The organism is Mycolicibacter engbaekii (assembly GCF_002101585.1).
Classification (GTDB): domain Bacteria; phylum Actinomycetota; class Actinomycetes; order Mycobacteriales; family Mycobacteriaceae; genus Mycobacterium; species Mycobacterium engbaekii.
Window position 1 is genome coordinate 46685 of record NZ_LQOT01000014.1, and the last position, 26997, is coordinate 73681.

Here is a 26997-nt window from a genome sequence, read left to right on the forward strand (position 1 = left end):
CGGATGGCAAACGGGAAGCAGAACAAAGTCCACAACCCGCCGTACCGGCTCGCGGGCCTGGTGACCTTCGCGGTCCTGGCCCTTATCGCCGGCCTGGTTTACGGCCAGTTCCGTGGCGCTTTCACCAAGACGACGACATTGACCATGGTGGCCCCGCGCGCCGGTCTGGTGATGGATCCCGGCGGTCCGGTGACCTACAACGGGGTCCAGATCGGGCGCGTCTCGAGCATCACGCCGACCGAGTACGAGAACAAGCCGGCCGCCAAGTTCGCCCTCGACGTGAACCCGAAGTACCTCAAGCTGATTCCGTCCAACGTGAAGGCCGACATCATGGCGACCACGCTGTTCGGCAACAAGTACGTCTCGCTGACCGCGCCGGAACACCCTGCGCGGGAGCGCATCACCACCAAAAACATCATCGCGACCTCGGTGACCACCGAGCTCAACACGCTGTTCGAGACGATCAACAACCTGTCCGAACACGTCGACCCGATCAAACTGAACCTGACCCTGCACGCCGCGGCGGAGGCTCTGACCGGGCTGGGCGACAAGCTGGGTGAATCGCTGGTCAACGGCAATGCGATCCTCGACGACGCCAATGCGCGGATGCCGTTGTTCCGCCGCGACCTCAAGGGTTTCGCCAACCTGGCCGAGGTCTACGCCAATGGGGCACCGGATCTGATCGGCTTCCTGGACAGCTCGGTGGTGACCGTCAAGACGATCACCAACCAACAGAAGGAACTGGACGCCGCGTTGCTGGGCGCCGCCGGGGTGGGCAACCTTGGGGCCGACATCACCGAGCGGTTCGGTCCGTACTTCCGGGCCCAGTTCGCCGATCTGGTTCCGGTCTCGGCGCTGCTGGACGAGTACAGCCCGGAGTTGTTCTGCGCCATCCGAAACCTGGCCGAGGGCGCACCCAAGGTCTACGAGTTCCTCGGCGGCGACGGCTACGCGCTCGACACCGTCAGTGAGTTGGTCGGCCCGGCCAACCCGTACATCTACCCCGAGAACCTGCCGCGGTACAACGCCCGCGGTGGCCCTGGCGGCGCGCCGGGTTGTTGGCAGAAGATCACCCATGACTTCTGGCCGGCGCCCTACCTGGTGGCCGACACGGGAGTCAGCCAAGCGCCGTACAACCACTTTGATACCGGATCGCCCCTGGCCGTTGATTACGTCTGGGGTCGCCAAGTCGGGGATAACACGATTAACCCATGAACATCACCAGAACCGCTATCAAACTCGGCGCCGTCGGCTCGGTGCTGCTGCTCTTCACGGTCGGCCTCGTCGTGGTGTTCGGGCAGATCCGGTTCGACCGGACAGCCCGCTACTCCGCGGAGTTCAGCAATGCCAGTGGGCTGCGCCAGGGCCAGTTCGTCCGCGCCTCCGGTGTGGAGATCGGCAAGGTCAAACGAGTCCGGCTGGTCGACGGCGGCCGTCGCGCCGTGGTGGATTTCGACGTCGACCGTTCGCTGCCGCTCTACCAGTCGACCACCGCACAGATCCGTTACGCCGACCTCATCGGCAACCGCTACCTGGAGCTCAAGCGCGGCGAGGGTCAGGGCGCCGACGAGCGGTTGCCCATGGGCGGGTTCATCCCCTCCTCCCGGACCGAGCCGGCGCTGGACCTGGATGCGTTGATCGGCGGCTTCAAGCCGGTCTTTCGGGCACTGGACCCGGACAAGATCAACACCATCGCCTCGACCATCGTCACGGTGTTCCAGGGCCAGGGCGGAACCATCAACGACATCCTGGAGCAGACCGCCCAGCTGACCTCCCACATCGCCGACCGTGATGCGGCCATCGGCGAGGTGGTCAAAAACCTGAACGTGGTGCTCGACACCGCGGTGCGGCACCGCCAGACGTTCGACGAGACCGTCGACAATTTCGACAAGCTGGTCAAGGGCCTGAACAACCACGCCGACGGACTGGCCAACGGCACCGCGGAATTCGGCAACGCCGCAGGCAATCTGGCAGACCTGCTGGCCGACAACCGCACGCAGCTGCACAGCCTGTTCCCGGTGGCCGGACCCGAGCCACCAGACCGGCTCAACGATGTCGACGAGCTGTTCCAGAAGATTCCGAAGGCCTTGAAGCTGATTGGCCGCACCGGTGTCTACGGTGACTTCTTCAACTTCTACATCTGCGACGCGACCATCAAGCTTCCCGGCTTGCAGCCCGGCGGACCGGTGCGAAACGTCCGGTTGTGGCAGCAGCCGACCGGGAGGTGCACGCCCCAGTGAGGACCCTGGAACCGCCCAACCGGGCACGGATCGGCATCATCGGCGTTGCCTCGGTCATCTTGGTGACCCTGGTGGGGCAGAGCTTCACCCAGGTGCCGATGCTTTTCGCCGAGCCGAGTTACTACGGTGAGCTCTCCGACACCGGCGGCCTGACTGCCGGCGACAAGGTGCGCATCTCAGGTGTCGACGTCGGCAAGGTCCAGGACCTGTCGATCGCCGGCGACCACGTCCTGGTGAAATTCTCGGTGGGAGCCAACCCGATCGGCAGCGACAGCCGGATCGGCGTCAAGACCGACACCATCCTGGGCAAGAAGATCCTGTCGATCGAGCCCAAGGGCGAGCGTCGGCTCTCGCCGCAAAGTGTGCTGCCCCTGGGTCAGAGCACCACGCCCTACCAGCTCTACGACGCGGTCTTCGACGCCACCAAGGCCGCCTCGGGCTGGGACATCGACACGGTCAAGAAGTCGCTGAAGGTGCTCTCGGAGACCGTCGACCAGACCTACCCGGAGCTGAGCTCCGCCCTCGACGGTGTCGCGAAGTTCTCCGACACCATCGGCAAACGCGACGAGGAGATCACCCACCTGCTGGCCCAGACCAACCAGGTGGCCAGTGTCATCGGCGCCCGCAGCGAGCAGATCGACGCCCTGCTGCGCAACACCCAGACCCTGTCGGCCGCGGTCAACCAGCGCAGTCAGGCGATCTCGGCGTTGCTGGGCAACATCGCGTACTTCGGCGAGCAGGTTCAGGGCCTGGTCCGGGACAACCCCAACCTGGATCTGAACCACGTGTTCGAAGAGGCATCCAACATCACCGACATGTTGGTGCGCCGCAAAGAAGACCTGATGGAGATGTTCACCATCTTGGGCCGGTACCTCACGATCGTGAACGACGCGGTCGCGTCGGGCCCGTACTTCAAGGTGTCGACCCTGAACCTGGTCCCGTTCTGGATCCTGCAGCCCTGGGTCGACGCCGCGTTCAAGAAGCGCGGCATCTCGCCGGAGGAGTTCTGGCGCAACGCCGGCCTGCCGGAGTTCCGCTACCCCGACCCCAACGGCACCAGGTTCGCCAACGGTGCACCGCCGCCTGCTCCGCAGGTGATCGAGGGCACGCCCGAGCACCCCGGGCCGGCCGTCGCGCCCGGATCGCCGTGCTCCTATGCGCCCGCAGCCGGAATGTTCCCGACCCCGGCCAACCCGCTGCCGTGTGCGAACGTCGACACCAGCGCCGGTCCCTTCGGGACGAGCGGTCCGTACCCGGGGCCGACCGATGTGCTGTTCTCGCCGCCCAACCCCGACGGTCTGCCGGCGTCGCCGGGCATTCCGATCGCGGGTCGCCCCGGCGAGACTCCGCCGGTGGTGCCGGGCACCCCGGTTCCGCTGCCCGACGCCAACCCCGGAGCACGATCGGAGCCTGTGGGCCCGGTCGCCGGTCCGGCACCGGCAAACCCGGGCGCGGCACCACCGCCGGGACCGCGGGCGCCTGGCCCGCCGGCCCCGCCCGGCCCCGGCAACCAGCTGCCGGCACCGTTCATCACGCCCGGAGAAGGCGGGAACAGCCAGCCGGGTGGCGGCGGCGGCGCAAGAGGGAGTGAGCGGCCGTGAGTACCGTCTTTGATGTTCGCAACCTGCGACTGCCGGAGCGCTCCCGTAAGGCGGTGATCGTCGGATCGCTGCTGTTGGCCCTGGCTTTGGTGGCCGCCTTCGGCGGAGTGCAGCTGTTCCGAAAGCTGAACAGCAACACCGTCGTCGCCTACTTCCCGCAGACCGACGCGCTCTACCCCGGCGATGCGGTGCAGATCATGGGCGTCCGCGTCGGCGCGATCGACAAGATCGAGCCGGCGGGCGACAAGATGAAGGTCACCCTGCACTACAACAACAAGTACAAGGTGCCCGCCGAGGCCAAGGCGATCATCTTGAACCCGACTCTGGTCGCGTCGCGCACCATTCAGTTGGAGCCGCCGTACCGCGGTGGCGCGGTGCTGGCCGACAACGCGGTGATCCCCGAGGAGCGGACCGAGGTCCCGGTCGAGTGGGACACACTGCGCAACGACGTCACCAACATCATCAACAAGCTGGGTCCGACCGCCGAGCAGCCGAAGGGGCCGATCGGCGAGGCCATCGAATCGTTCGCCGACGGCCTGTCCGGAAAGGGCCAGGAGATCAACAGGGCGTTCGACAATCTGTCGGAAGCCCTGACCGCGCTGAACAAGGGCCGCGGCGACTTCTTCGCGGTGGTGCGCAGCCTGTCGCTGTTCGTCAAGGCGCTGGACCACAACGACCAGCAGTTCGTCGCGCTGAACCGGGACCTGGCGAAATTCACCAGCAACCTCAACAGCACCGACCAGGCGCTGGCGACGGCCACCGACCAGTTCTACGCCACCATGACGATCGTCAAGGCGTTCCTCAGCCAGAACGCGAAACCGTTGGTGCACACCATCAACAATGTGGAGCAGGTGACCACCGCGATCACCCAGCCCGACGCCCTCGACGGCTTCGAGACCGCGCTGCACATCCTGCCGAACGTGTTGTCCGCGGTCGGCGAGATCTACCACCCGGCACAGGGCATGGTGCTCGGCTCTCCGGTGCTGGTGAACTTCGCGAACCCGATGGAGTTCATCTGCAGCGCCATCCAGGCCGGCAGCCGGCTCGGTTACCAGGACTCCGCCGAGCTGTGCGCGGAGTACCTGGCTCCGGTGGCGGACGCGATCAAGTTCAACTACCTGCCGTTCGGTATCAACATCTGGACCAGCGCGTACACCCTGCCCAAGCAGATCGCCTACTCCGAGCCGCGGCTTCAGCCGCCGCCGGGATACAAGGACACCACCGTCCCGGGTATCTGGGTGCCCGACACCCCGTTCTCGCACCGCAACACCCAGCCCGGCTGGATTACCGCGCCCGGCATGCAGGGCGTGGAGCCCGGACATGACACCGCGCGACTGCTCACCCCGGAGTCTCTTGCGCAGCTGATGGGCGGCCCGGACCCGGCGCCGGTCGAATCGCAGTACCAGACGCCGCCCGGTCCGCCGAACTCCTACGACGAGGCACCCGGTCCGCTGCCGTTCATCGGCCAGCCGCCCGGGGTGGGACCGATAGCACCGCCGCCGCCGGGACCCAACGTCATTCCGGGGCCCGTGGCGCCGCTGCCCCCGCGGGGTCAAGGCTGATGAGACGGAGGACAGCGATGAAGACGGTCAGCCGGCGCGGCTGGCAGGCTCTGGTGCTGCTGATGGCCGCCCTGACGCTCTCGTCGTGCAGCAGCTGGCGCGGTATCGCCAACGTGCCGTTGCCCGGCGGTCCGGGCAGCGGTCCGGGCGCCTACACGGTGTACGTCCAGGTGCCGGACACGCTGGCGCTCAACGGCAACAGCCGCGTCCTGGTCGCCGACGTCTTCGTCGGTGCGGTCGAGCGGATCGAGCTGAAGAACTGGATCGCCACGCTGAAGCTGCGGCTGAACAAGGACGTTCACCTGCCGCGCAACGCCACGGCGAAGATCGGCCAGACCAGCTTGCTGGGATCGCAGCACATCGAGTTGACCGCCCCGGCGAACCCGGAGGGCGAACTGCGCAACGGCGACACCATCGCCCTGAGCGACTCGACGTCATACCCGACCATCGAACGCACCCTGGCGGGTTTGGCGCTGCTGTTGCAGCGCGGCGGCCTGTCGGATCTGGACACCATCACCACCGAGTTCGCCGCCCTGTCCAACGGCCGTGGCGACCAGATCCGCGCCTTCCTGACCAAGCTGGACACCTTCATCGGCAACCTCAACGACCAGCGCGAGGACATCACCCGGGCGATCGACTCGAGCAACCGGCTGCTGAGCTACTTCGGTGAGCACAACGACACCATCGAGAAGGCGCTGACCGACTTCCCGCCGTTGTTCAAGTACTTCAACGCGCAGCAGGCGATCTTCATCAACGCCGTGGACGCCTTGGGGGCGATGGGCACCCAGGTCAACCAGCAGATCGCGCCCGCGCGGTCGGACCTGCACAAGGTGCTGACCTCCTTCCAGTGCCCGGCGCGGGAACTGCGGAAGGCCTCGCCTTATCTGCCTGACCTGCTGCAGGTGATGATCACTGCTCCGTACCACGTCGACGGTGCGTTCAAGGCGGTGCGGGGTGACTTCATCAACACCTCGCTGGTGGTCGACCTCACCTATGCGTCCATCGACAACGCGATCCTGACCGGTACCGGTTTCTCCGGCATGCTGCGGGCCTTGGAGCAGTCCTTCGGTCACGACCCGGAGAAGATGATCCCGGACGTTCGGTACACCCCGAACCCGGCTACCGCGCCCGGCGGTCCGTATGTGGAAAGGGCTGACCGGAATTGCTGAAACCACAGATCAAGCGTCAACTGGTCATCTTCAGCGTCCTGACCGCGGTCGCGCTGCTGGTGTTGGGTGTCTACTACCTGCGACTGCCGACCATGGCGGGGCTGGGCCAGTACACCCTCAAAGCCGACCTGCCCGAGGCGGGCGGCCTGTACAAGACGGCGAACGTCACCTACCGCGGCACCATCATCGGGCGAGTCACCAGCGTGGAACCGACCGAGACCGGCGCGCAGGCGACATTCCAGATCTCCAGCAAGTACAAGATCCCCGTCGACGCCAGCGCCAACGTGCACTCGGTGTCAGCCATCGGTGAGCAGTACCTGGATCTGGTGTCGACCGGTAACCCGGGCCAGTACCTCAAGCAAGGTCAGACGATCACCACGGGAACGGTCCCGGCGGCGATCGGACCGGCGCTGGACACTGCCAACCGGGGTCTGGCAGCGTTGCCGGCCGGCAAGATCTCTGCCCTGCTCGACGAGACCGCGACGGCTGTCGGCGGGTTGGGCCCGTCCCTGCAGCGGCTCGTCGACGCGACGCAGGCGATAGTCGGCGACTTCAAGGAGAATCTCGCCGACGTCGACGACATCGTGGAGAAGTCCGCGCCGATCATCGAAAGTCAGGTCGATTCCGGCGACGCCATCCACCAGTGGGCGCGCAACCTGAACATCCTGGCGGGGCAAGCGGCCAGCCGGGACGAAACGGTCAAGCACATCATCTCCGACCTGCCCCCGCTGATCGACCAGGTGCATACGGTGTTCAGCGAGACCAGGGACAGCCTGCCGCAGCTGATGGCCAACATGGCGATCCTGACCGATATGGCCAGGCGCTACAACCGCAACACCGAGCAGGTGCTGGTCTTCCTGCCGCAGGCGGGCTCGATCATTCAGACGGTGAGCTCGACCTTCCCGGGCCGGGCATCGCTGGGTGTGGCGCTGGGCGCCTTCCCCGGGCCCATATTTCCGGTTCCGATTCCGGGCCTGAGCCTGAACTACCCGGCGCCATGTCTGACCGGGTACCTTCCTGCCTCTGAGTGGCGGGCGTTCGCCGACACCAGCCCGGCGGAGCTGCCGGACGTGTCGTGCCGGATTCCGCAGGACACCCCGGCCAACAACGTTCGCGGTGTCCGCAACATCCCGTGCGCCGACGTGCCGGGTAAGCGGGCTCCCACCCCCAAGGAGTGCCGCAGCGACAAGCCCTACGTGCCGCTGGGTACCAACCCCTGGTACGGCGACCCGAACCAGATCCGGAACTGCCCGGCCCTGGGCGCGCGCTGTGACCAGCCGGTCGAGCCGGGTCACGTGATTCCCGCGCCGTCGGTCAACACCGGCCTCAACCCGCTGCCCGCCGACATGGTGCCGGCGTCGCCGCCGCCGCCCAGTGATCCACTCACGCGGCCCGGGACGGGTACCGTGCAGTGCAACGGGCAACAACCCAACCCCTGCATCTACACCCCCAGTGGGGGGCCTGCCGCGATTTACAATCCGCAGAGTGGCCAGGCGGTGGGGCCAGACGGCGTCGAATACTCCGTCGAGAACTCGATGAACCTAGGAGACGACGGATGGAAGGGGATGCTGGCACCGTTCCGCTGAGCACGGACGAGGACCAGCAGACCGCAGATACCTCGGCGAGGGACGCTGAAGACGCGGTGACGGAACCCGAGGCGGACGCCCCGCAGCAGGCGACTGCCGCTGCGGAAGCAGTCACCGGACCGGCACCGTCGCGTCTCGGCCGTCGCCAGCAGGTGGGTATCTGTGCGCTGTTGCTGCTGCTGGCCGCCGGATTGGTGGCGGCCGGCCTGGTAGGTCTGCGGGACCACGCGGCAAGCCAGGCGCTGGCGCGCGACAACGCCGAGGCGATCGCCGCGGCCAAGGAATGCGTCCTGGCCACTCAGGCGCCGGACGGGCGCGATATCGCGCTGGCGCAGCAGAAGATCCTGAACTGTACGGCCGGCGAGTTCCGCACCCAGGTCGCGCTGTACGCCGAGATGTTCGTCCACGCCTACCAGGCGGCGAAGGTCCAGGTCGAGCTCACCGAGATGGGCGCCGCGGTGGAGCGCAACAATCCAGACGGTTCGGTCGACATTCTGGTGGCCTTCCGGGTCAGGATCGACAACATCGAGACGCAGGGTAAAGAGGTCGGATACCGGTTGCGCGCTCAGATGGTGCGCGAAGACGGTCAGTACCGAATCGCGAAGCTCGACCAGGTGGCCCGGTGACCGATCCGGTGGCCCCGGTGCCGCACAGCGACCCGGCCCGTTGGCGTACTCGCGCGACAGCCCTGGCGATCGACCTGCTGCCCGGGGTGGTGGTGATGGCCAGCATGGGCATGCTTGCCTTGTCCTTGCCGGGCGACAGTGCGTGGCGCTGGGCCGCTACAGCTGTCGCCGCGTTGGCGTTCCTGGCCACCGCGGTGAACCGGATTCTGCTGCCCGCAATCACCGGTTGGAGCCTGGGCCGGGCGCTCACCGGGATCGAGGTGGCGCGCGTGCCTACCGGTGCCGCCGCGGAGCCGGGGCCCGGGGTCGGACCCAGACGCCTGCTGGTTCGCGAAGTGGCACATCTTCTCGACACGATCCCGGTTCCGCTCGGCTGGTTGTGGCCGCTGCGGGACAAACGGGGACGCACCTTCGCCGACATGGTGGCGCGTACCCAGGTGCGCCCGGTGACGCGGGAGCGGCCCGCCGACATCAGGCGGTGGACCATGGCCGTCTTCATCGGATCGGCGGCCCTGTCTCTGCTGGGTGCTGCCGGCGCCTACGGATTGGTCTACCAGCGCGACCACCACACCGACCAGGCGCGATCGCAGATCACCCGCCAAGGCCCGAAGATCGTGGCCGACATGCTGTCCTACGACCCGGAGACATTGCAGGACGATTTCGACCGCGCGCAGTCGTTGGTCACCGACAAGTATCGTGAGCAGCTGCTGCCGCAACAGGACGCGATCCGCAAGTCCAAACCGGTGCCCAACTTCTACCGGGTGACCGATGCCGCGGTGCTCGACGCCGCGCCGCACCGGGCCACGATGCTGCTGTTCCTGCAGGGTCAACGGGGCGTCGCCGGCGATGAGCGGCTGATCAGTGCCACCGTGCGGGTGGCTTTCGCCCAGCAGTCGGGAGCGTGGCGGGTCGACGATCTGACCGTCGTCAGTAAGCCGCTGCCCGCCGAGGGGGACAGATGAGTCCACGCCGCCGCGTGCACCCGCAGGATCAGCCGCTCTACGTCGAGCGTCCGGTGCCGCGCCGTCGGCGGTTGCCGATGGTGATCGTCGGTTCGCTGGTGGCGGCCGCCGCGGCGATCGCCATCTGCGCGGTGACCCTGGTGACCCATGAGCAGCACCGTCGTGCGGCCTTGCGCGACGTCGAGGCGCTGGCGGCCGTGGAGTCGTTCATGACGATGTTCACCTCGCCGGATCCGTTCCACGCCAATGACTATCTGGCCCGTGTGTTGGACAATGCCACCGGGGATTTCGCGAGTGCGTACCAGGAGAAGGCCAATCAGATCCTGATCGCCGTGGCCCGCAGTGAGCCGACCACCGGAACGGTGACGGCGGCGGGTGTCGAACGGTGGAACGACGAGGGCAGCGTCACCATGCTGGTGGCCGTGGAGAACACCGGTAAGTCGCCGGACGGCAAGCACGATGTCCGGGTCGCCACGCGATGGCTGGCGACGGCGCAGAAGGAAGGGGACCAGTGGAAGATCAGCGATCTGAACCAGGTGCTGTGACCGACGCGTCCTCGGGTGCGCCGATCGATCGGCAGGCCGATCCGGCGGTCGAGGCGACACCGGAAAGCGAGGTGGCGGGCGACGCCACCGGGGCGGACGCCGATGTGGACACTGGCGCCGAAGCCGAAGCCGAAGCCGAAGTCGAAGTCGAAGCCGAAGCCGAAGCCGAAGTCGAAGCCGAAGCCGAAGCCGAGGCCGAAGCCGAGGCTGAGGGTGAGGGTGAGGGTGACGCCGAAGCCGAAGCTGGAGAGCAGGATCAGCCCGGGGCCGCGGGTGCGCCGGTACGCCGGCGCGGTATCGGCGTCCGGGTAGCCGTCGCCGTCTCGGCCGCGGCATTCATCGGCGCCGCGGCATTCGCGGGTGCCGCGGCGCAGCCCTACCTGCGCGACCGGGCGGAGGTGGCTATCAAGCTGGACATCGCCCGGACAGCGGCTCGGGCGATCCACACGCTGTGGAACTACACGCCCGAGAACATGGACTCGCTGCCGGATCGGGCCGCGATGTACCTCAGCGGTGATCTGGAAGCCCAGTACCGCAAGTTCATCGACGCCATCGCCGACAGCAACAAGCAGGCCCGCGTCACCGACACCACCGAGATCGTCGGTGCGGCCGTCGAAACCCTCGATGGGCCCGAGGCCACCGTGATCGTCTACACCAACACCACAGCCACCAGTGAGCTGAGCAGATCGATCCCGCAGATCAAGTACCTGACCTACCGGCTGTTCATGAAGCGGGATCAGAACCGTTGGGTGGTCACCAGGATGCCCACCATCACCTCACTGGACCTCACCCCCCGTCTGCAGGGCTGAGCGCGGGCGCCGGCCGGAGGTAGCGGAGTATGCCGATCGCGTCGCCGTTGTCGCGACGGCGCACCGTGGTGGCCCTGCTGTTGTTGACGTTCGCCACCGGCCTTGTCGACGCGGTCAGTGTGCTGGTACTCGGGCGCGTCTTCGTGGCGAATATGACCGGCAACGCGATCTTCTTGGGTTTTCTGTTCGTGCCCGGCACCGGTTTTGACCTGACCGCCGCGATGGTCGCAATCGGCGGGTTCCTCACCGGCGCGGTGATCAGCGGCCGACTGTTCCGAATGTATGGCAACCCCAATCCCCGGCGCTGGCTGACGGTTGCGCTGAGTCTGGAGGCGGCCCTGCTCCTGCTGCTGGCCGCCCTGGCCGGCCTCGGGGTGTTGCGCTACGCCGACACCAGCAAGTTCGTGTTGATCGCCGGTTTGGCCGTGGCGTTCGGGGTGCAGAACTCGACTGCCCGCCAATTCGGAATCCAGGAGCTCTACACCACGGTGCTCACCTCGACGATCGTCGGCATCGGTGTGGACAGCCGGCTGGCCGGGGGGAGGGCGGACCGCCAAAACCTGCGCTACACCGTCGTTTTCGTGATGATCCTGGGTGCCGTCGTCGGCGCGACCCTCACGCACGTGTTCGTGGCGCCCATCATCGCGATGGCAGGTGCGGTGGTATTGGTGAGCCTGGCCCTCTTCCGCTACGGGTAGACCGGCGCCCGTGCCTTTCAGGAACCGCCGTACTCCGGACGCAGGATCGAACTCAGTGCCGACAGCGGAATGTGCGCCTGCACGTTGCCGCCGTCCATGAACCACTGCATCTGGTTGTACTGGATCGGACTGTCGTGTCCGACCGGATAGTCGGGCATGTACAGAATCAGCTCATCGGGGGTCAGAGCCCAGGACCGGTATCCGCCCGAGAAAACCTTGTCGGGTGTGAAGCGCTCCGGGACGAAGGGGTATTCGCCCGGACGGTGCTCCCAGAACGCCCGGTCCAGCGCCTCGACGATGTAGGGCTCACCGAGTTGCGGGATCACCGCGAGCGGGTCGACTCCGGGTTTGGTGATGTCCGTCAACTGCAGCTGCCGGCCACCGGGCCCCATATCGAAGGTGAAGGTGCGGTAGGCGTTGTTGATGTAGGGGCCCTCGGCGTGGTAGTCCTCGTGGAAGACCACGGTCAGCGCTTTGCCGTGCTGAAAAATCTCGTAGTTCTCGTTGCCCCAACTGTCGACGACCATCGACACACCTTTGGTGCGCCAATTGGTGAACAACTTCGACAGGTACTCGCGGATCGGGGGACCGGCGACCGGATGGTCGACGAGATCGCCGGGCACCGCCATCCGGATGTAGCGGGTGGCCAGTCGTTCCGAGTGCACGTCGGTGGTGCAGAAATGGCCGTCCCAGTTGCCGCCCAGGCCGTCGCAAAACGACGGCGCCGAAGCGCCGACCGTCGGTGCCGCAGACACCGCAAATGTTGCGGCAAGCACGCCCGTCAGTAACCGGGTCGCCCACATAGCTTGCCTCCTAAGGCAATTCCACTTTGCTCGCCAGCCACCGGCCGTCGACTTTCTCCATCGTCATCTTCATTCGGCTGCGGTCCACCCGCGGGTCCGGGCGGGTGGAGTTGGTGATGGTCTGGTTGACCATCAGCAGCACCACCACTTTGTCCGGGGAACCGGACTGCACTGCCGACTCCACTACGGTGCCGTGTGCTGCGGCCTTGTTGTCGATCAGCAACTGTCGCAGCTGCACACTGGCCTTGGTGTAGGTGTCCTTGAACTCCCCGGTCGCACCATTGAGGACCGCGTTGAAGTCGTCATCGACCTTGTTGGAGTCGATGCTGGTCAACACCTGGGCGTAGTCCACGGCTGCCGCTCGCGCGGCCGCCTCCGCTGAGGACACCTGATGCTGTTGCCACAGTTGCCAGCCCAGCCCGGCAACCGACCCGAACACCACGCCGTAGACCGCCGCGACGGCCACGGCGCGCCACAGGTGCCGGCGCTTCCACAGCGGCACTCCGGCCGTCGCCGGTGCGACGTCCTCGGCAGGCGCCGGGGCGGCCGGTTCGTCGGCGGATTTGTCGGCGGCCGATTCCTCGGTGCCGGCTACTTTCGGCGACTCCGGATCATCGACAGCGGGTTGCTTCTTTTCTGCCCGGTCCGGCGTCGGCTCATCAGCGGTGCTCACCGCGGTGTCTCCTTGAACATCAGCGGGGCGGGTCGATCAACAGCGGTGGCCCGCCGTACGGGGTCGGAATTGTGTACCGGCCCTTGGGGGTGGGATCCGTGGTCGCGGCGAGGTCGGCTCCCGGGGGTGGGCCTGCGGTGTCGTCTCCCGGTGGCCGTGGCGCATTGTGGGCGCCGCGCACCAAAACCGACTGATCGGTGTCGCGGCAGTAGCCGTACAGGTACGGCTCCGGGAAGTCCGCCGCTGAGGGCGCGCGCCGTGGCACGCCGTAGTCGCAGGTGTAGCGGGGGTAGATGTCCACCGTGGTCCACATGCCGTCCTCGCGGATCACCGAGCTGAGCGCTTCCAACGTCGAACCGCGGTAGTTGGGGAACAGCGCGTTGAGCGCTGGTACCCGGACATAGAGCAGCTGAGACACGGTGGCCAGGTTGCCCAACAGGCCCACCATGACGTCGGAGTTGTCATCGAAGACGCTGTCGACGCCCGACAACATTCCGGGTGCCTGATCGAGCAGCTGGTTGTAACCGCCGATCATCGGAGTGATTCCCCGAAACACCTTGTCCAGGTTCGCCGCGGTCGAGGCCATACCGTTGTTGACGTCGCTGAGCATGGTCAGCACCACGCGGCTCGACTTGAGCAGGCTCACCGTCTCCGGCAGCACCGAATCCAGGGTGGACAACAGGAAGGACCCACCGTCAACGATGTCGGTGAGCTTGCGCGGGCCCTCGTCGGAAAGGCTGAGCTCCTTCTTGATCAGCTCCATCTTGCGGGTGTCGGTCTGTGCGAGCATGCCGTCCGCGTCGGCGAGCAACTGCGAAATCGGGATCGGCGTGGTGGCGTGATCTTTCGAGACCACGCTGCCGCGCGTCAGATAAGGCCCGGAACTCGACGGCGGCTCGAAGTCGATGTACTGCTCACCGGCCGCCGAGAGTCCGGAGACGCGCACCGGGCTGTCGGCGGGAATCTTCACCTTGGAGTCGATGTTGACGACCGCGTCGACGCCCCCACTGGTGACGCGCAGCGACTCGATGCGGCCTACCGGCACACCGCGCACCGACACGTCCTGATTGGCGAGCAGGCCGCCGGAATCGGGCAGGGCGATGGTGATCTGGTAGGTGGACCGCGCCGGATTCACCCGCAGTGCGCCCACCAGGAGATACCCACTCGCTACCACCAGCGTCATCGCGAGTGCGATGCCCGACAGCAGGTTCTTGCGGCGGTATCCGGCCCGGACCAGTGCGACGATCCGACGGCTCAGTGCATCGATCATGGCCGCGGCCCCTGTTCGACAAGGCCGGCCTGTGCCGCCTCCATCTCAAGTTCAGCGGGGGTGGGAGGCATCGGGGGACCGATAGCCGTCCAGGGTGCCTGCCCCATATCCGAATCGGGCCCGCGACCGACCACGCGTTCCTGCAGACGCCACAGCGCATACTTGATCGACCCGGCCATTTTGGCCCAGTCGTAGCGCTTCGGGCCGTGGAAGGCCGGGTCGCCCTTGAATCCGGCATCGGGCATCGAACCCCACACCAGGCGATCGATGCTGGCATGTACCGCCGCCCCGGTGCCCGCCGTGATCTTGATCATCGGCGCCATCAGCCGGTTCAGCGCGTACAGGCTGATGTCGGGATCGGTGGCCATGTCGTTCCAGGCGCTGGCGAGCACGTTGGCGTCCTTGACGAAACTGTGCCCCGAGTCGTCGGTGCCGGCGATCGACGGGAACCGGGCCAGTTGTCGGCTGGTGGCACCGAGTTGTTCGACGAGGTCGGCGATCTGGGTGGTGTTGTCAACCATCGTGTCGGTGGCTGGGCCCGCCGCGTTGAGCACGGCTGTGAGCGCCGCGCTGCGGGAGTCGAGGCGCTCTGCGAGCTGGCTGGTTTCACGCAGCGACGACTCGATCTCACCCGAACGGGCGTTGAGCTTTCGCAGCAGGTCGTTCGACTGGGTGATCAGTTTGCCGAGCGCCTGGCCCTGGTCGCCGGTCGCCTTCCCGGCGCCGTTGATGATGTTGGTGAAGTTCTGCACCGCGCCGCCGTTGACCAGCAGCGCCGCCGAACTCAACACCGACTCGACGGTGGCCGCAGAGGCGGTGGACTCCAGGCCGATCGTGTCGCCATCTGAGAGCAGCGGCGCCGACGGATCGACCGGCACCGGCGGCTTGATCGCCACGAACACGTCACCGAGCGGTGTCGCCGAACGCAACTCAGCGGTGCTGCCCGCGGGAATCCGGACACCGTCCATAATGCGCAGTGTGGTGACGGCGGTGTAGTTGCGGGCGACCATCGACTCCATCTGACCGACGTCGGCGCCGGCAAGCTTGACCTTGGCGTGCCCGGGCAGGTTCAGGGCATTGCCGAACACCGCGGTGATCTGATAGCCGCCGCGGCCGATCCCCGGCGCCGGCAGTGGCAGGCTGTCCAGCCCACTGGTGCCGCACCCGGCCACCGACGAGGCGATGACCGCGCCGCACAGCAGCGCTGCGGCGGTCCTCGGTGCCCTTCTCCATCGCGATGTCACGTCTACTGTCCCATCATCGAAAGTCCGTCGAGGATATAGGTAAGGCCGAAGTCCGGGCCGTAGTCAGCCAACGTTCCCGTGCCGCAACCCAACTGCCGAAGGTGCATCATGTTGCACATTTCTTTGGTGCTTTGGGTCTCGACGAGAATCTTGTCGACCAGTGCGTGCAGGCGGACCGCGCCGTTGTTGGTGTCGACGGCGTTGTAGAGGTTCTCCAACGTCATCGGCAGCACATTGATGAGCTCCGCCAGTTCGCGCCTTTTGTCCGCCATGGTCGTCAAGGCGATGTCACCGTTGATCACACTCTGCTTGAGGTGGTCCCGATTGGCCTGAATCAGCGATGTTGCCTGGGTCACGACCTCGTTGAGCATACGGCCGGTGCGCCCGGTCCCGAAGTCTTCATCGGCAAGCATCTGACTCAACTGCCGGGTGGTGGAACCGAATTGCCGCAACTTCGCGTCGTTGCGAGCCGCGGCGTCCATCAGGGAGCTGAGGTTGGTGATGATCGTCGTCAGCTGATCGCCGGTCGCCTCGCCGCGGTCGGAGCTGAGTCGTAGTGCGAGCGACAGCTCGCTCAACGCTGATTTGATCTGCTCGCCGTTGCCGTCGGCGATATCGGCACCGGCATTGATCACGTCGGCCACTGGTCCGTTGCCCTTGCCGTCGCCGCCGAGGGACTTCGAAACCTTGTCCAGCATGTCCAGCACGCGGTCGAACGCGACGGGCGTCCGAGTGCGGTTCAAACCGATGGTGGAGTGGTTGGGCAGAACCGGTCCGCCGGTATAGGCCGGGGTCAGCTCGATCTGGCGTGCGGTCAGGATCGAGGTGTTGATGGTCACGGCGTTCACATCGGCGGGAATCTTCACCCGTCGGTCGACGCTGAGTTCAGCCTCGACGTATTCGCCCTTGGGAGTAACCTTTTTGACTTTGCCGACCGGCATACCGAGAACCGCTACGACATTGTCCTCGTAGAGCCCTGCGGCACTGTCGAATTGGGCTGTGACAGTGATATGTCCGCCGAATGGATTGAAGTGGTAGGCGGCCACAGCGCCGGCGACCAGTGCCCCCGCGACCAGCGCCGTCACCATGGCCTTGACGCCGCGCCGGCGCACCGGGGTGCCGGAAGGCTGGGCCACAGGAGTTGTGCGCTCCGTGTCGGCGGGCTCTTCGATCGGGTCGTCGGCGGTAGTCGGCGGCGCGCTCATTTGCAGTCCTTGTAGTACTCAATCATGCCGAATTGCTTGGCGCGTCCGCTGATCGCGCACATCCACGAGTCGTTCAGCAGACCGTTCCCGGCGAAGAACTCGATACCGGGCCCGTAGCCGGTCGCGTTGGTCGCCCCCCGCAACGCGGGTGGTGCGGCTTGGAGCACGCTGCGCACCAGGTCGTCATGTTGGCCGAGCATGTCGGACAGCGCACGAATGTTGGCCAGCATGTCGTCGAGCATCGACCGGTCCTTGACCACAACGTTGTTGAGCTGGCCGGCCAGAGTGGTCAGGGCCGACAACATGGCGTGGAAGGTGTTCTGACGCGCCACCAGTTCCCCCAGGAAATCCTGGCCTTGATCGACCAGATTGCCCAGGCTTGTCTGCTGGTTGTGCAGCGTATTGGCCACCCGCTGGGTGCTGGCCAACAAGGTGCCGAGCTCGTCACGTCGATCGGCGGTGATCTTGGCGAGTGCGTGCAGGTTGGCCATGGCCTGGGGAACCACCGGCGGAAGGCCGCTCATCTGTCGCCCGAGCACCGCCAGCGACTGGGCGAACTGGTCGGAGTCGATCTGGTCGAAGGTGGTGGTAGCGTCCTCCAACAGCGACTCGAGGTCGTAGGGCACTTCGGTCTGGGAGAGCGGAATCCGCTTGCCGGGCAGCGCGCCGGGGCCGTCGGGCTCCAGTCGCAAATACCGCGAGCCGAGGATCGTCATCACCTGGATCTTCGCCCGGGTGTCCTTGCCCAATGGGACATTGTTGCGAACTGTGAGACCGGCCTCGACGTGGTCACCGGCGAGCTTCATGCTCGATACCCGACCCACCTCGATGCCGGCCACCATGATCGGGTTCCCGGGAGACAGCGCGGCGGCCTGGGCAAACTCCGCGGTGTAGCGGGTATAGCCGAAGCCGAGCACCTTGACGAACAGTGCCGCAGCCACGACCACGGCGACCACCGCCAGTGCGCAGAAACCCAGCCAGGTGGTGTTGTAAGACTCCAGGGGCCGGCTGCGCCACTGGCCGACGAGTCGTTTGATGCTAGCCATCGACGGTGTTCCTGCATCTCGGGGTGAACCAGGCTAGGTTCTCCATGGTGAGCGGGCGTGCGTTGCCAGGAGTCGCGGCGTTGATGATCATCGTGGTGAGGTCGTTTTGTCCCGGCAGGAAACCGGTGGCGTTCAAGTCGCACAGGTAGGCGATGCCGTAGGCCCCTTCGCCGAACATCCGGCCGAAGCCTTTGAGCAGCAGGGGCAGGTTGGCGCCGTTGAATGCCAGCTGCGGTTCGATGCTGGCAAGGTGTTTGGTGAAACCGGGTTCCCGGTTGATCATCTCTTCGAAGGACGGGAAGACTTCATCGGTGATCTTCGCGAGTTGTCGCGTCACCTGGGCCAGCGACCCGACCGAGGATTGCAACGCCGGGCGCCGGGCGTCCAGGTCGGCGACTGCCCGGCGTGCCTGTGTCAGTGCGTGATCCAACTGATCGTTCTGCCCGGCGATGGTCCCGGTGACCTTGTTGAGGCTGGTGATGAGGTCTCCGAGTACCTCGTCGCGCCCGGCCAGCGTCGCTGTCAGCGCTGAGGACTGATCCACCAGGGTGGCCATCGAGGCCTGGTCGCCCTGCAGCGACAAGATGACACCCTTGGTCAGATCGTCGGCCTGCTTGGGATCCAGTAACGACATCAAAGGCTTGAAGCCGTTGAGCAGCGTTCCGACGTCGAAGGAGGGGTCGGTCTGGTCCACGCCGATCACGCTGCCACGCGGCAGTTCTTCGGTGTTTTCGTTGCTGCCCAGCGACAGTCCGAGGTAGCGCTGGCCGATGATGTTCTGGTAGGTCACCGACGCGACGGTGTTGCCGTACAGCTTCTGGTCGCTTTGGACGATGAAGGAGACTTTCGCCAGCTTCCCGTCGAGTGCGACCTTCTCCACCCGGCCCACCCGGACCCCGGCCATCCGGACGTCGTCGCCTTCGCGCAGCCCGAACACGTCGGTGAACATCGCGGCGTACGGCGTCGTGGCTCCGGCCACATCGCGGCGCAAGGTGGCATAGACCAGCCAGGTCAGCGCCATGGAGACAACCATGAACAAGGACAGCCCGATCAAAGGGCCCCGGAACCTCACTTATTGCCACCTGCTTTCGGCGGAGCGGGCTCGGCCGCGGTGGAGAAGGACACGGAAACGGCATTGCCGCGCGCGACCGGGCCGAGCAAGAGCTGGGTCGCCACCGACGCCGGCCCGCCCTGGCCGGTGAGCAGGCCGAGCTGGTTGCGTTCGGTCTGACTGCCGACGGGACCCACGTTGCCTCCGTAGGAAGCTGGAGCCACCGGCGGAGCCGGCTGCCACTCCGGTGCATGGGGTTGTACCGGAATGGGCGGGCTCGGTGGGGGCGGGGGAGCCGGGTCCAACGGGTCAGCGGTGCCGGGAACACGCGGGAACGGCCCGGTCCACCACGGCAGCGGCGGGTTGGTGTCCACCAGGCTGCGATCCGGGTTGACCACGGGCGGTCCGACCGCATGCAGGTTTCCATCGGAGCCGATCTCAGTACCGGGCGGGGGTTCCAGGCCGGCGGGGAAGCGGTAGTTCTGCGGCAGCAGATTCTCCGGCAGTTCCGGCCGCACCGAGATCATCGGCGCGGTGAAGCAGCTCGGGCCCTTGAGTTCGCCGTACTGCGGGCAGTCGGCCCTGGTGTAGGTGTGCAGCGGGGTGAACGACAGGTTGGCCCGCATGTTCTTGGTAATCAACTTGGGGTGGTAGAGCTGCTCGAAGAATTTGTCGCTGAGCCCGTTGACCCGCTTGAAGATCGGGACGAACTTGTCGGCGTTGTTGGCCAGCACGCCCACCACCGGCGTGAAGTCGTGGGTGATCTGAATGAGCTGGTCGATGTGGTTGTCGAACGCCTCGCGGGTGACGCCCACGGTGTGCTGACCACCGGTGACCAGCGAGGCCAGCTCGGCGCGCTTCTCGGCGAATGCCCGCATCGGTTCGACGGCCTGCTGCAGTGCGTCGACCAGGTCGGGCGCGGTGGACTGCAGGCCGTGGGTGGCCTCCAGCAGCGCCGAGATGGTGGACGGTCCCGGCTCGGTGGCGACGATGCCGTTGAGCTGATCCAGCAGGCGGGACATGTGCGCACCGGCGTTGAGCAGCTTGACGCGCCGGTTGTCGGTCGCCGCGCCGACCGCGGCCAGGATGCCCAGACTGTGGTCTTCGCGCCCGCGACCGGTGGCCGCCAGAATGTCGCGCAGCTTGGAGACCGTGGTCTGGAAGATCACCGTGGACAACTCGCCGTCCTCGGCGATGTGGGCGCCGTCGCGGATCGTGGGTCCGCCTTCCCCGGAGTCCACCAGCTGGATGGATGACACGGCGAAGACGTTGGACGGCACAACTCGCGCCGTCACCGAGTTCGGGATGTCCTTGGCGTAATCGGGCTTGAGGTTGATGTGGACGTAGTTGGGTTTGCCGTAGGCGGCCGGGATCACGTCGGTGACGCTGCCGACCAGCAGCCCGTGGTACTTGACGTCGGACTGGGCCGGCAGGCCGTCGCCGACGTTCATCAAGTCGGCGACCACCCGCACGTAGGAGTTGAGCATGCCGGTGGACTTGGCCAGCAGGCCCGCCGTGGTCATGGCGATCACCAGCAGGACGGCGATCCCGGCACCCAGCAGCTGCTGGTCGGAAGGTCCGCGTCCGTCGGTATCCAGCGAATTGGCCATCTCAGCCTCCGAACCTTGCGCCGGCGTCGATGCTCCACAGGGCCATCGTCAGCAGCATGTTGACCATGATCACGACCGTGATGCTGGCACGCATGGCACGACCGGCGGCCACCCCGACGCCCTCGGGTCCGCCGGAGGCGTAGAAGCCGTAGTAGCACTGCACGGTCGAGGCCAGCCAGACGAACACCACGCACTTGAGCACCGAGTACAAGATGTCCTGGCCGCTGAGCATCATCGTGAAGTAGTGCAGGTAGGGGCCTATCGAACCGCCGCCGATCAGGCCGGTGACCAGTTGGCAGGTGAGGTAGGTGATCGCCAGGCAGGCGACGTAGAGCGGGATCACGGCGATGGTGGCGGCCAGCAGTCGGGTGGTGACCAGGAACGGGATGGGCCGGATCGCGATCGATTCGAGCGCGTCGATCTCCTCGGAGATCCGCATGGCGCCCAGTTGCGCGGTGAAGCGGCAGCCGGCCTGCATCGCGAATGCAAGCGACGCCATGATCGGCGCCAGCTCGCGGGTATTGACCAGCGACGAGATGATGCCGGTGGCCGGCCCAAGTCCCAGCAGGTTCAGGAAGTTGTAGCCCTCGATCGCCACCAGCGCACCGGCGGTGAATCCGAGCACCACGGCAACGCCGGCGGTGCCTCCACCGACCACGATGGATCCGTTGCCCCAGGAGATGTCGGAGAGCAGCCGCAGGAACTCCTTGCGGTAATGGCGCAGCACGGTGGGCAGACCGGCTGCCGCGCGGCCGAAGAACACCAGCATGTGACCGAGCCGGATGGTCGGCTCCGAGACGATTTGGTACAGGCGCACCCATGGGCGCGCGAATGCCGGGACATAGGTAGAGGCGCTCATGTCACAGGCCCGTCCGCGGGAACAGCACGTTGTAGAGCTCACTGATGGCGACGTTGACGATCATCAGAACGAGGATCGACTCGACCACCGAAGCGTTCACCGAATTGGCGACGCCGGCCGGCCCGCCGCGAGTGGACAGCCCCTTCTGGCAGGAGACCACCGCCACGATCGCGCCGTAGATCACGGCTTTGATCAGCGCGACGATCATGTCGCCGGTGGTGGCGAACGAGGAGAAGGTGGCCACGAAGCTGCCGGGCGCGCCCTTTTGGAAATACACGTTGAACAGGTAGCTGGCCAAAAAGCCCACGAAACAGGTGATTCCGGTCAGCGCGACGCCGATCATGATGGCCGCGGCGAACCGGGGGACCACCAGCCGGCGGATCACCGAAACTCCCATCACCTCCATGGCGTCGGTCTCCTCGCGCATGGTGCGCGAACCCAGGTCGGCGGTGATGGCCGAGCCGACGGCGGCGGCCATCAGCATGGCTGCCACCAATGAGGCGGCCTGCCGGATGACGGCCAGCCCGGCAGCCGCGCCCGCCAATGAGGTTGCGCCGACCTGGTTGGCCAGCAGCGCGAACTGAACGGACAGCGTGACGCCGATCGGCAGTGCCACCAGGATCGTCGGCAGCACCGCCGTGTTGGCCATGAACGCGCTCTGCCGGACGAACTCGCCCCACTGGAAGCGGCCGCCGAACAAGTCGGAGAAGAAGTACTGCACGGTGCGCACCGCCAGCACGCACTGCTCGCCGACGGTGTTCAGGGACGCCAGGGGGTGGCGGTTGACATAGCCGGCGGTCCAGTCCTGAATGGCGGCCACGCCGTCGAGCGGGGCCGCCTCTGTGAGGTCGCGATTGTCCGGGGGAGTCATCGATCGCCGTTCGGGGTCGTGAGATCACCGTGGGTAGCCGATCGCGCGCGCGGCTGATGATCCAGGGCAGGCACCATAATCAGGGTTCTTACTCCGCTGTTCGGTTCTTCGCTTCTCGGACCAACTGGTGGGTTGGCAGAAAGGATACGCATCGCGGCGGTCGGGATAGAGCACATGGGTGTCCGCCGAGTCCTTTCATCCGGACATGATGTCGGACACAATGCCCTGGCAAGGGTGCTTCAAGCAACATGACACCTGTTATGGGGGGGTTACTGGTCGGTAGCACCCACTTTCGCGGTTTTGGCGCCCCCACAAGGGGTTCGATGGCGATACTCTCCGGGACGTACGCAACGAGTGGAAGGGAGTCGGGACAGTGCCGATACGGGGAGGCTGGACTCAGATCGCGTCCGCTGTCGCGGGCGTGATGGCAGCGGCCGCCGTGTTGACACCGGGCTCCGCGGCCGCAGACCCGGACACGGCACCGGCGCTGCCGGAGTTCACGCCCGCGCCCAGCGACTGGTCGCCGCGCATGGACATCTGGCCCTACACGACCTTCACCTATCAGGTGACGCCCGAGATGATCAGCGGCATGTCGGACTCGTGCCAATGGTTCAACGCGCAGTTCGACCCGCTGATGGGACAGGTCACCGCTTTCAATCGCAACCTTGCCGACCATCGCGACACCTACTCGCAGGTGCAGGCGCAGGCAGATGCGGTGGTGGCCAACCTCGACCGCTCGACCGGCTTCCTGGGCCCACGACTGCAGCCGCTGACCATCCGCAACACCCCGGACAACTACGGCCCGTACTCGCCCGTCTACGGCGGCGAACACCTGACCAAGGTGCTGTTTCAGCTGTCGCAGATCGCCGACAGCATTCGCAAGAAGCAGCCCGCGGGTTTCACCCGCGCCTACATCGATTCCGCGTTCGGGTGGGGCGATGCCGTGCGGAATTCCGGGGCCTGCATCGGAGCGCCCGCCGTCGGGTAGGTTCGGGGTGCGTTGCGGCCGGACGGCCCGCGCAGCGGACGACGAGAGGTAGTTCAGGTGCCGGACCGTGAGGACCAGCAGGCAGCCGACGGCGTCGAACCGGCGGCCGAGAGCGCCGAAGCCGAGACCGACGCCACGTCTGCTGACTCCGGGTCCGCCGACGCCGCAACTACCGCCGGCGAGTCCACCGACGGTGAGTCCACCGCCGGGGCGGCACAAACGCCGTCGGCCGATGACGCCAAGGACACCGGCGCCGCCGATGCCACCGAGGACAAGACCGCCGATGCCGCCGATGACAAGGCCGCCGCAGAGCCGGACCGGCCCAAGGCCGGAGTTCCCCTGCGGCGATGGATCGCTGTGGCGGTGCTGGCACTGGGTGTGATCGGGGCGGCCTACGAGGGCTGGCTGCTGTACGCCCACCACCAGCGCAACGTGGCCGCCGCGCAGGCACTGGAGACGGCCGAGAAGTACACCTTGGCGCTCACCAGTGTGGACCCCACGGCGATCGACAAGAACTTCGCCGAGATCCTCGACGGCGCCACCGGCGAGTTCAAGGACCTCTACAGCACATCCAGTGAGCAGCTTCGCCAACTGCTGATCGACAACAAGGCGATGGCGCACGGCACGGTCATCGAATCCGCGGTCAAGTCCGCCACCAAGAACAAGGTCGAGGTGCTGCTGTTCGTCGATCAGGCGGTGAGCAACAAAGCCAGCCCACAGGTGCAGATCGACCGCAGTCGCATCGTGATCACCATGGAAAAGGTGAACGGGCGCTGGCTGGCCGCCAAGGTGGACATGCCCTGAGTGCGCTGGGTTCAGCCGCCCAGGCGGGCTGTCATCGCCCAGATGAGCACTTCGGCCGCCGTGATCGCGGACAGGCGCTGACCTCCGCCGCCGCTGAAACGGACCGCGTCACCGGCCCCCAGAGCTCCGGCGCCCTCGAGTTCGGCCCGGCCCAGCGCGACGAACAGATGCGTGTACGGCGCATCGGGTATCTCGATGCGGTCGCCGGGACGCAGGCGAGCGGCATACAGGGTGGCGCCGGCGTTGCCCACGGAGATCATGGCGTCGGGATCGCGGCCTGAGGCGACCGTAACCAGGCGCCCGCCCGCCAGCGCGTCGCCGATCTCGCGCTGCTGGTAGGCCGGTTCGCGTCCCGGCGCGTCGGGCATGACCCACATCTGGATGAAATGCACCGGCTCGGAGGCTGATTCGTTGCGCTCCGAATGCAGGATTCCGGTGCCTGCCGACATGCGCTGTGCCAGACCGGGATGGATGACGCCCGCGTTGCCGATCGAATCGCGATGACTCAACGCACCGGACAGCACCCATGTGACGATCTCGGCGTCACGGTGGGGATGGGTGTCGAACCCGGCGGACGGCGCGACGACGTCATCGTTGTTGACCAGCAGCACTCCGTGATGGGTGTTGTCCGGGTCGTAGTAGTCGTTGAACGAAAACGAATGCCGCGAAGTCAGCCACGGAGTGCGGGTGGCGGCGCGTTCGGCGGCCCGTCGCACATCGAGCAGGCCGGTCATGGCTCTCAAGGCTAGCGCGCGACCCGGTGGGTGCCGGTAGTCTCACTCCCAACCGCCGAGGTGATACGGAGGTGGGAGGCGATGTCGGTTGACGTCGGAGCCGCGGCTGCCGCCGGTGGTTCCGCGTGAGTCGTCCCGCCCTGGCGCACCTGCAGATCGGCGATCTCATCGGACAGGCCGGCGGTGACCCGTGGGCGATCGATGACAGCCTGCAGGCCGGCAGCCCCACCCAGATCAACTTCCTGGCCAAGGCCTTTCACTCCGCTGCCGGCTCGGCCACCGCCGCCGAAGAGGCCTTCCAAACCGCCCAGGAACACTTCACGCAGTACAACCGTGAAAACGGCGAGCAACCCATCAACGACGGGGCCGAAGTCCAGCGCGTCAAAGACGGCCTGCACGCCACCAACGCGCAACTCGGCCAGATCGCCGCCGACCTGGGCGTCATCGCCGCAACCCTGGCCCAAGCGCGCGCCGCATCCCAGGCCAACATCACCGCGCTCAACGCCAACCTGATCGTCCTGGACGCCCGCATCGGGCAGTACCTGGAACTGGAGAGCCAGGGCCACGACTACGCCACCGAGATCGCCCAGTGCCGCCGGCTGGCCCAGGACGACACCGCGACCGCCCTGCACAACGGCACCGTCATCCGCACCACCTACGCCAAAACGCTGCAGCAGGGCCTGACGAACCTGCGGGAGAAGGGCGGCTACGACGCCGCCGACGCCCTGGACGGGTTCGACGCGGATGCTCCGGCGCCGCCTCCGGGACCGGTGCCTGAGGATCCGAAGCAGTTCCACGACTTCTGGAACAGCCTGACGCCCGGACAGAAGGAGTGGCTCTACAACTCCGACAACAACATCGGCAACCATCCGGGGATGCCCTGTGACCCGCCGGACGGTCTGGGCTACGACCACTACAACAGGCGGCACCTGGCCGAGGAACTCGAGCGCGCACAGTCCGCCGCGGCGCAGGCGCAGGCGTTGGGGAACCAGCACCCGGACTGGGCCGCCGGCGAGAACATTCCGCGTCCCAATAAGCCGGGTGCGATATTCGACGACCGGGTGGCCTACGAAAACTGGCAGCGCCAGTTCGACGCCGCGCGCGATGGCTCGAAGTATCTGCCTGATCTGAAGGCCGTGGATTCGGCTGTCCGTGCCAGCCCGGACCGCAAGCTGATGCTGTTGGACACCGAAAGTGGCACACAGGCCCGTGCCGCCATCGCGGTCGGAGACCCGGATAAGGCCACCCACGTGTCGGTCACCGCCCCCGGGCTCAACACCACGGTGCACGGCAGCATCGGGGGAATGACCGAAGAGGCGACCAACCTCAGACGGGAAGCATTGCGGCAATTGCGGTTCGAGCCGGGACATGAGGGCGACACCGTTTCGGCAATCGCCTGGATCGGGTACGACCCGCCACAGGTTCCCGGTTTTGATGAAAAGACTGCGTCGCTGTCCGGAATCTGGGGAGTTACCCACGACGACCTCGCCAGGGCCGGAGCCCACGACCTGGCCCGCTTCTATGACGGGATACAGGCCTCGCACCTCGGCGGCCCCGCTCATCTGACTGCGATCGGGCACTCGTACGGCTCGCTGACCACCGGGTTGGCGTTGCAGGAACCCGGCGATCACGGGGTGTCGCGGGCGCTGTTCTACGGGTCCCCTGGAATAGCAGCGTCCACGCCGGAACAGTTGCAGCTGCCGTCCGGCCAGGTCTATGCGATGCAAACCCCCGACGATCCCATCCAATGGGTCTACGACGCCAGGGCGGTGGGTCAGGGCATTCCGATTCTGGGCAGCTACCTCAACAACGAGTTCGGTGACTTCGGATCGAACCCGGCGACCAACCCCGAGTTCACCCGCCTGGAAACCGGTGCCACGACGGTGCCCGACGGCCGTGGTGGCACCATCACCCTGCAAGAGGCTCACGGGCACAGTGACTACCCCCGCTTTCCCGACGGCGGAGGACTTCGGACGACCAACTACAACATCGCCGCGGTCCTCGCCGACCTGGGCGACAAGGCGGTTCGAGGAGATTGATG

General features: G+C 66.4%; 25 protein-coding genes. 14 read left to right on the forward strand and 11 right to left on the reverse strand.

All coding sequences use genetic code 11. From position 1 onward, the window contains the following. Window positions 1-3 precede the first annotated feature (3 nt). From AWC02_RS02925 to AWC02_RS02975, 11 genes are read left to right on the forward strand one after another with little or no spacing between them, the layout of a single operon-like run. Window positions 4-1215, forward strand: a complete 1212-nt coding sequence (locus AWC02_RS02925) for an MCE family protein (RefSeq protein ID WP_085127068.1) — start codon at window positions 4-6, stop codon at window positions 1213-1215. Further along, on the forward strand, window positions 1212-2240 hold the full coding sequence (locus AWC02_RS02930; protein WP_085127070.1) for an MCE family protein: 1029 nt from the start codon (window positions 1212-1214) through the stop codon (window positions 2238-2240). Before AWC02_RS02925 ends, AWC02_RS02930 begins: the two co-directional genes overlap by 4 nt. Then, window positions 2237-3841 carry an MCE family protein gene (locus AWC02_RS02935; protein WP_085127151.1) on the forward strand — a complete coding sequence of 535 codons (1605 nt, stop codon included), beginning with the start codon at window positions 2237-2239 and terminating at the stop codon, window positions 3839-3841. The genes AWC02_RS02930 and AWC02_RS02935 overlap by 4 nt, the downstream gene beginning before the upstream one ends. Continuing rightward, a complete protein-coding gene (locus AWC02_RS02940) occupies window positions 3838-5403 on the forward strand; it encodes a virulence factor Mce family protein (protein WP_085127072.1) in 1566 nt (521 codons plus the stop codon). The genes AWC02_RS02935 and AWC02_RS02940 overlap by 4 nt, the downstream gene beginning before the upstream one ends. Window positions 5404-5420: 17 nt before the next feature. After that, window positions 5421-6572: an MCE family protein gene (locus tag AWC02_RS02945; protein ID WP_085127074.1), complete on the forward strand. Its 1152-nt coding sequence runs from the start codon at window positions 5421-5423 to the stop codon at window positions 6570-6572. Continuing rightward, window positions 6566-8158, forward strand: a complete 1593-nt coding sequence (locus AWC02_RS02950; RefSeq protein ID WP_085127076.1) for an MCE family protein — start codon at window positions 6566-6568, stop codon at window positions 8156-8158. Before AWC02_RS02945 ends, AWC02_RS02950 begins: the two co-directional genes overlap by 7 nt. After that, window positions 8128-8784 (forward strand): Mce protein, encoded by a 657-nt coding sequence (locus AWC02_RS02955; protein ID WP_165757831.1) that lies wholly within the window; start codon window positions 8128-8130, stop codon window positions 8782-8784. The genes AWC02_RS02950 and AWC02_RS02955 overlap by 31 nt, the downstream gene beginning before the upstream one ends. After that, window positions 8781-9746: an RDD family protein gene (locus AWC02_RS02960; RefSeq protein WP_085127078.1), complete on the forward strand. Its 966-nt coding sequence runs from the start codon at window positions 8781-8783 to the stop codon at window positions 9744-9746. Before AWC02_RS02955 ends, AWC02_RS02960 begins: the two co-directional genes overlap by 4 nt. Next, window positions 9743-10291 carry a mammalian cell entry protein gene (locus AWC02_RS02965; RefSeq protein ID WP_085127080.1) on the forward strand — a complete coding sequence of 183 codons (549 nt, stop codon included), beginning with the start codon at window positions 9743-9745 and terminating at the stop codon, window positions 10289-10291. Before AWC02_RS02960 ends, AWC02_RS02965 begins: the two co-directional genes overlap by 4 nt. Next, window positions 10258-11100, forward strand: coding sequence for a mammalian cell entry protein (locus tag AWC02_RS21805; protein ID WP_165757832.1), 843 nt, complete (start codon window positions 10258-10260; stop codon window positions 11098-11100). The genes AWC02_RS02965 and AWC02_RS21805 overlap by 34 nt, the downstream gene beginning before the upstream one ends. Window positions 11101-11129: 29 nt before the next feature. After that, on the forward strand, window positions 11130-11798 hold the full coding sequence (locus AWC02_RS02975) for a YoaK family protein (RefSeq protein ID WP_085127083.1): 669 nt from the start codon (window positions 11130-11132) through the stop codon (window positions 11796-11798). 17 nt (window positions 11799-11815) lie between these two features. Here the strand turns inward: AWC02_RS02975 and AWC02_RS02980 are convergent, their stop codons facing one another. The 10 genes from AWC02_RS02980 to AWC02_RS03025 all read right to left on the reverse strand — a co-directional run bounded on the left by AWC02_RS02980 (window position 11816) and on the right by AWC02_RS03025 (window position 22430). Next, window positions 11816-12601: a mannan-binding family protein gene (locus tag AWC02_RS02980; RefSeq protein WP_085127085.1), complete on the reverse strand. Its 786-nt coding sequence runs from the start codon at window positions 12599-12601 to the stop codon at window positions 11816-11818. A 10-nt stretch (window positions 12602-12611) separates the two neighbouring features. Beyond that, entirely contained in the window at window positions 12612-13274 is a 663-nt protein-coding gene (locus AWC02_RS02985) for a tetratricopeptide repeat protein (RefSeq protein WP_085127087.1), read from the reverse strand. Window positions 13275-13293: 19 nt separating this feature from the next. After that, on the reverse strand, window positions 13294-14544 hold the full coding sequence (locus tag AWC02_RS02990; protein WP_085127089.1) for an MlaD family protein: 1251 nt from the start codon (window positions 14542-14544) through the stop codon (window positions 13294-13296). Next, window positions 14541-15788 carry an MCE family protein gene (locus AWC02_RS02995; protein WP_085127091.1) on the reverse strand — a complete coding sequence of 416 codons (1248 nt, stop codon included), beginning with the start codon at window positions 15786-15788 and terminating at the stop codon, window positions 14541-14543. Before AWC02_RS02995 ends, AWC02_RS02990 begins: the two co-directional genes overlap by 4 nt. A 2-nt stretch (window positions 15789-15790) precedes the next feature. Further along, window positions 15791-16876 carry an MCE family protein gene (locus tag AWC02_RS03000; protein WP_085127155.1) on the reverse strand — a complete coding sequence of 362 codons (1086 nt, stop codon included), beginning with the start codon at window positions 16874-16876 and terminating at the stop codon, window positions 15791-15793. Window positions 16877-16989: 113 nt separating this feature from the next. Then, window positions 16990-18039, reverse strand: a complete 1050-nt coding sequence (locus tag AWC02_RS03005) for an MCE family protein (RefSeq protein ID WP_085127093.1) — start codon at window positions 18037-18039, stop codon at window positions 16990-16992. Continuing rightward, on the reverse strand, window positions 18032-19111 hold the full coding sequence (locus AWC02_RS03010) for an MlaD family protein (RefSeq protein ID WP_085127095.1): 1080 nt from the start codon (window positions 19109-19111) through the stop codon (window positions 18032-18034). The genes AWC02_RS03005 and AWC02_RS03010 overlap by 8 nt, the downstream gene beginning before the upstream one ends. Continuing rightward, entirely contained in the window at window positions 19108-20700 is a 1593-nt protein-coding gene (locus tag AWC02_RS03015) for an MlaD family protein (RefSeq protein WP_085127097.1), read from the reverse strand. The genes AWC02_RS03010 and AWC02_RS03015 overlap by 4 nt, the downstream gene beginning before the upstream one ends. Window position 20701: 1 nt before the next feature. Beyond that, window positions 20702-21559 (reverse strand): ABC transporter permease, encoded by an 858-nt coding sequence (locus AWC02_RS03020; protein WP_085127099.1) that lies wholly within the window; start codon window positions 21557-21559, stop codon window positions 20702-20704. 1 nt (window position 21560) lies between these two features. Beyond that, window positions 21561-22430 (reverse strand): MlaE family ABC transporter permease, encoded by an 870-nt coding sequence (locus tag AWC02_RS03025; RefSeq protein WP_085127101.1) that lies wholly within the window; start codon window positions 22428-22430, stop codon window positions 21561-21563. 424 nt (window positions 22431-22854) lie between these two features. On the opposite strand from AWC02_RS03025, the gene AWC02_RS03030 reads away from it, so the two are divergent. Beyond that, entirely contained in the window at window positions 22855-23418 is a 564-nt protein-coding gene (locus tag AWC02_RS03030) for a hypothetical protein (protein ID WP_237160302.1), read from the forward strand. 57 nt (window positions 23419-23475) lie between these two features. Continuing rightward, a complete protein-coding gene (locus AWC02_RS03035) occupies window positions 23476-24222 on the forward strand; it encodes an Mce protein (RefSeq protein WP_085127103.1) in 747 nt (248 codons plus the stop codon). A gap of 11 nt (window positions 24223-24233) precedes the next feature. Here AWC02_RS03035 and AWC02_RS03040 read toward each other — a convergent pair whose 3' ends face one another. Beyond that, on the reverse strand, window positions 24234-24956 hold the full coding sequence (locus AWC02_RS03040) for a pirin family protein (protein WP_085127105.1): 723 nt from the start codon (window positions 24954-24956) through the stop codon (window positions 24234-24236). Between the two features lie 125 nt (window positions 24957-25081). Between AWC02_RS03040 and AWC02_RS03045 the strand changes: the two genes are divergently transcribed. Beyond that, the gene (locus tag AWC02_RS03045; protein ID WP_085127107.1) at window positions 25082-26995 is read left to right on the forward strand and encodes a putative alpha/beta hydrolase; all 1914 of its coding nucleotides are present in this window, start codon (window positions 25082-25084) and stop codon (window positions 26993-26995) included. The last annotated feature ends 2 nt before the right edge of the window (window positions 26996-26997 follow it).